This is a genomic window from Bittarella massiliensis (ex Durand et al. 2017) (assembly GCF_009876955.1).
In the GTDB taxonomy this organism is placed as follows: domain Bacteria; phylum Bacillota; class Clostridia; order Oscillospirales; family Ruminococcaceae; genus Bittarella; species Bittarella massiliensis.
Window position 1 is genome coordinate 1 of sequence record NZ_WWVY01000041.1, and the last position, 4,354, is coordinate 4,354.

Annotated in this window: 5 protein-coding genes; 2 read left to right on the plus strand and 3 right to left on the minus strand. The window is 52.1% G+C overall.

The annotated features are described in order from the left end of the window. Window positions 1-67: 67 nt before the first annotated feature. Window positions 68-1,288 (minus strand): DUF6076 domain-containing protein, encoded by a 1,221-nt coding sequence (locus tag GT748_RS14920; RefSeq protein WP_161222403.1) that lies wholly within the window; start codon window positions 1,286-1,288, stop codon window positions 68-70. Window positions 1,289-1,425: 137 nt separating this feature from the next. Between GT748_RS14920 and GT748_RS14925 the strand changes: the two genes are divergently transcribed. Both GT748_RS14925 and GT748_RS15210 read left to right on the plus strand, forming a co-directional pair. Further along, window positions 1,426-3,147 (plus strand): plasmid recombination protein, encoded by a 1,722-nt coding sequence (locus GT748_RS14925; protein ID WP_243148999.1) that lies wholly within the window; start codon window positions 1,426-1,428, stop codon window positions 3,145-3,147. 73 nt (window positions 3,148-3,220) lie between these two features. Beyond that, the gene (locus GT748_RS15210) at window positions 3,221-3,391 is read left to right on the plus strand and encodes a hypothetical protein (protein WP_172615851.1); all 171 of its coding nucleotides are present in this window, start codon (window positions 3,221-3,223) and stop codon (window positions 3,389-3,391) included. A gap of 99 nt (window positions 3,392-3,490) precedes the next feature. Here the strand turns inward: GT748_RS15210 and GT748_RS14930 are convergent, their stop codons facing one another. Together GT748_RS14930 and GT748_RS14935 are read right to left on the minus strand one after the other, a co-directional pair. Then, window positions 3,491-3,937 (minus strand): hypothetical protein, encoded by a 447-nt coding sequence (locus GT748_RS14930; protein ID WP_133304157.1) that lies wholly within the window; start codon window positions 3,935-3,937, stop codon window positions 3,491-3,493. Between the two features lie 24 nt (window positions 3,938-3,961). After that, on the minus strand, window positions 3,962-4,354 hold a 393-nt coding region (locus tag GT748_RS14935; protein WP_161222405.1), incomplete at its 5' end, for a hypothetical protein.

Below are 4,354 nucleotides of genomic sequence, written 5' to 3' on the forward strand. Positions count from 1 at the left end.
ACATGATTTTAAAGTAGAGCAAGCAGGCCGCACAGGAGAGATATCTTCTGCGCGGTCTGTTTGCTTTCTATGGAATTTGAATGCATTCCGCAAACTGCTCGAAGGACATCTCCCCTACCTGGTATTTGACCATTGCCTTCTGCGCGGTATCACGCCATTTGTTGTAGTCCTCGCGCATTTTGGCGTTCCCCTGTGCGCGAGCGCAGCGCATCTGGTATTTGTTCCGCAGCTGCTGGTAGAGCTGCCGCGCCTTGTCCGCTTTCACCTGTGCGGCGTATTTCTCCCGTGCCGCGACCTCCTTGCAGGATGCTCCCGTGTCTTCGTCGCACACGCGGTCGCAGTATTTGGTGCGGCTCGAAAATGGCAGGAACAGCCTGCCGCAGTTTTCACAGCGTGCGACACGCAGATCAAGCGCGCACATCTGCTGAAATTCCAGAAATACAAGCGCAGGCAGGTTATCACTTGCGTAAAATGTGGCGGCGGCAACGCCGCCCTTCTTTATGCCCTCCGGCATGTACTGCTGCAGCTTGATGTGTACATCATCCAGCATTCTGCTGCATCTGCCATAGAGCTCTCCATTATTCTCCGCCAGCTTTAACAGCCGTGCGGACGGAGCAGAAAGCGGCTGGCCGTCCTTACCGCAAAGTGTTACACCGATAAGAACCCGCAGGTCCTTTTGGAAGGCGCTGATCTTCTTCAGGAAGTTGATAAAATAGTCCAGCACCAGCAGTGCCGTTTCACACAGAGAACGGTCCTCGGTCTCCCATTCGATGTAATACTTCATCTGTTCGGTATATGCCGGAAAGCTCCGGCAGTAGCCTTCCATAATGTTTCCGGTAATCGCCTGGTTTCCCAGGTGGATGAGCCTCTGGTGCACCTCGGATCGGGACAAGCCTGTATCATTCACGCCGGAGGCCAGGGCCTCAAGATACGGCTCACTTTCCTGGTCGTAGGCACGCCATACTGCCAGGCAGTATCCCTCCAGCAGGTCAAAGAATGCCGGAGAAACGGTCTTGACACTCAGGGACATATTGTGATAGAACTCCGCGACCTGATAATACACACAGGTCTCCGGCTCGGACAGCCGCTGCGGCATCGTGCAGGTTTCGCCGAAATCCACGCCTGTATAGGCGCGGCGCAGCGCGCGTGCCTGTTCCAGATACGGTTCCCAATCAACGTCGAGTGTCCCGAAAACGAGCGAACCCAGCGGATAGGCGGTTTGTTCTTCTCCGCCTGTACCGATGTATTCGGTCTTGCCGTTAAAATAGACATAGGTTTTACCGCGCATCCTGTTCCCCATCCTATCCTGTGTGAATTTGCCTGTGTTTCACAGCAGCTCACAAAGCGTGTTCTTTTATCCTACACGAAATCATAGTAACACATCTTGTCATTGAAAACAAGCAGTGATACGCTTAATGTGTCGGGATGTATGCTGACATATATCACAGACACAGAAAGCGGCGGAATGTTTCAGAGCGAAACCGTTCCGCCACGGGCGTCAACGGCAGGACAGCGAGGAGATGGGCGGCGGCAGAACAAAGGCAAAACAGAGCAGCACAGCCGCCGCCCATTCCTCCCCGCCGCAGCGGGCCCACGGACACTTTGCCGGCCCTGGCCGGAAAGTGTCCTAGTGGGTCAGACGCTTTCAAAAGCGTCTGCGCGCCCCGCAGGACGGCGGATGCAAAGGCCGGTACAAGGAGAAAGGAGGAGCCGATAAGGAAAACGAGCAGGACGGTGGTGCGCAATGAGCGTTACCGCAAAAACGCAATCGGGGTACGGGAAAGGCATAACGAGCGAAAAAATGAAGCGTACTCGAATCCGGATGTTTTACTGGAGTACAGCAGCCAAAATGTCGTTTTCAAAGCATGCGGTGCACCAACATATGCACAGCAATTCGACAGGATGGTTGCGGAGGGAGCCGTAAGCACCCGTGGCTTAAAGCCGGACGCCTATGTATTCGATGAAATGGTATTTGATGTAAATACGGAATATTTCGAGCGGCACGGCGGATATGAGTACGCAAAAAAGTTCTATGCCGAAGCGTATGAACTGGCCAAACAAATCGCAGGCGGAGAACAATATGTGATATCGGCGGTGATGCACGCGGACGAGAGGAACCGGGAAGCCAGTGACAGGCTGGGAAAAGATGTGTTCCATTACCANAAAAAGTTCTATGCCGAAGCGTATGAACTGGCCAAACAGATCGCGGGCGGAGAACAATATGTGATATCGGCGGTGATGCACGCGGACGAGAGGAACCGGGAAGCCAGTGACAGGCTGGGAAAAGATGTGTTCCATTACCACATGCATGTTATTTATCTTCCGGTGGTGGAAAAGGAGATCCGGTGGTCAAAGCGCTGCAGGGACCCCGCACTGCGTGGGACCGTTCGGGAAACGGTCATGCAGGTAAGCCATAGTAAAAAGTGGCCGATGGTCCCGGCGACAGATGAAACTGGCAGGCCAGTTCTGAAAAAGGACGGCAGGCCGAGGCTTATCAGTTCTTACAGCCTGCTGCAAACCGCTTTTTATGAACACATGAAGGCGGCGGGTTTCACGGATTTTGAACGTGGTATCGAGGGAAGTACGGCGGAGCACCTGGATGTACTGGAATACAAGGTCAAACAGGACAGGCAGGTTGTGCAGGAACTTCGGCAGGAAATTGGAGACCTGGGTACACAGGCGGAAGAAGCCCGAAAACAGCGGGATGAACTGCGCGGCGAGGTTACAGCCGCAGCAGGCGATTTACGGGCTGTACAGGCCGACATAGGCGATGTACGGCAGATGCACGGGCGCAGCAGACGGAAGGCCTTGACAAAGCGGATCGAGCTGCCCGAGGATGATTATGCGAGGCTGCTGAAGCTGGCGGAATCGGCGGCAGGATTGCAGGTGGAAAACCGCCATCTGGCGCAGGAGCTGCAGAACAGCGGCACGATGCTGTGGCGGCTGCGCCGTGAGGCGGAAGATACGGAGGAGCGTCTGCATCAGCTTTGGATGGATACGCGCTCTTACCGCGAGGCGGTAAAAATCGCGCCGCGGCGTGTCAGCGAATTTCTTTCGGGGGTCCTGCGGGAGCACCGCCGGGAGCAATCGGTGACACGGCAAAGCCGGACGCAGCAGCGGAGCCGGGATTGGGAAATGCAGTTGTGAGCAGATGGAATGAGCAGGCGCCGGGGACGGCCCGGCGGAAAGGAGACCGGATGGGTTAAAGAAAAGCAGATACATGGCGGAACGGGAGAGTAACAGGCGGAAAGAAAACACAGCACGTCAGGGCGTGCCGGTGGAGGATCTGGAACAGTTTGCAAGGTTCCTACTTCCGAAAATCCAGGCGTTTTACGAAACGGAAGAAGGACAACGGGCGTTTCAGGAATGGAAAAAAAGAAACAAGAATTAATCTTCTAAAAAGCAATAAATGACAAGGCCGAGGAACGGGCAGAAATTCCCATTCCTCGGCCTTGTGCTTCGTTTGTTTTGCTTTAAACACCAGTTGAGATCAACTTAAAGCACCAGTGGGCGAACAAGACAGCGTTGCTGATACAGGCACAGAAGCGCTCCCTTTTGAAAATGTAGCAGACATATTCGCAGTATTGCCGCTGCACCAAGAAGATTCACCACCATAACTCCATCCATTTGAAACGGTATGGTAAACGCTTGCAGATGTTGCAGTAGCCGTATGACCATCATATGAAAAAATCCCATTAAGCTGAACACTTCCGATTGCCGCGCCATAATAGGAAAAGTCTCGTGTAATACTGCCTTTTTTCACTGATGCGCGTAAAGCTGAGTTTTCGATGGTCAATACCGTATGGTATGACACACCATTTCCGAGGTCGACGGTTCCCAAGTCAATAACCTGCGTTTCAGGTTCAAGAGCAAATGCAGGAACAGCTAACACAAATACTAGAATCGCAGCTATTGCTAAAGAAACAAGTTTTTTCACACAGAAAGCCTCCTTAAAAATAATTTATTCTAAAAGATTCGGGAATTCATCCCAATCTGAGTTACTTGTATCAACATTCCCAAAATCAACAATAGTAGTATTCACTTCTACCACACGGAATTTTTTGCTTTTCCACATATAGAAAACAGAAAAGGCTAAAATGCCTATTAGTACAGCGCCGCCAATCCGCAGCAACCAGGTTCTACGTCTTTTTTTGCGATGACAAATTGCGACAACATTTTCGGGGAGAGTATCCAAAAAGCTTCCGGCCGCATCTTGAGGGTTCCCAATGATTGCAATACATTCCTCGTATGAAATCATAGGATTTTCATTTTGAAGGTCCGCTATTGCTGCGCGGATTTGCTTCTCAAATATATCTTTTTGAGATGTGTCACAGTATAAATACTTCCCGGCCTG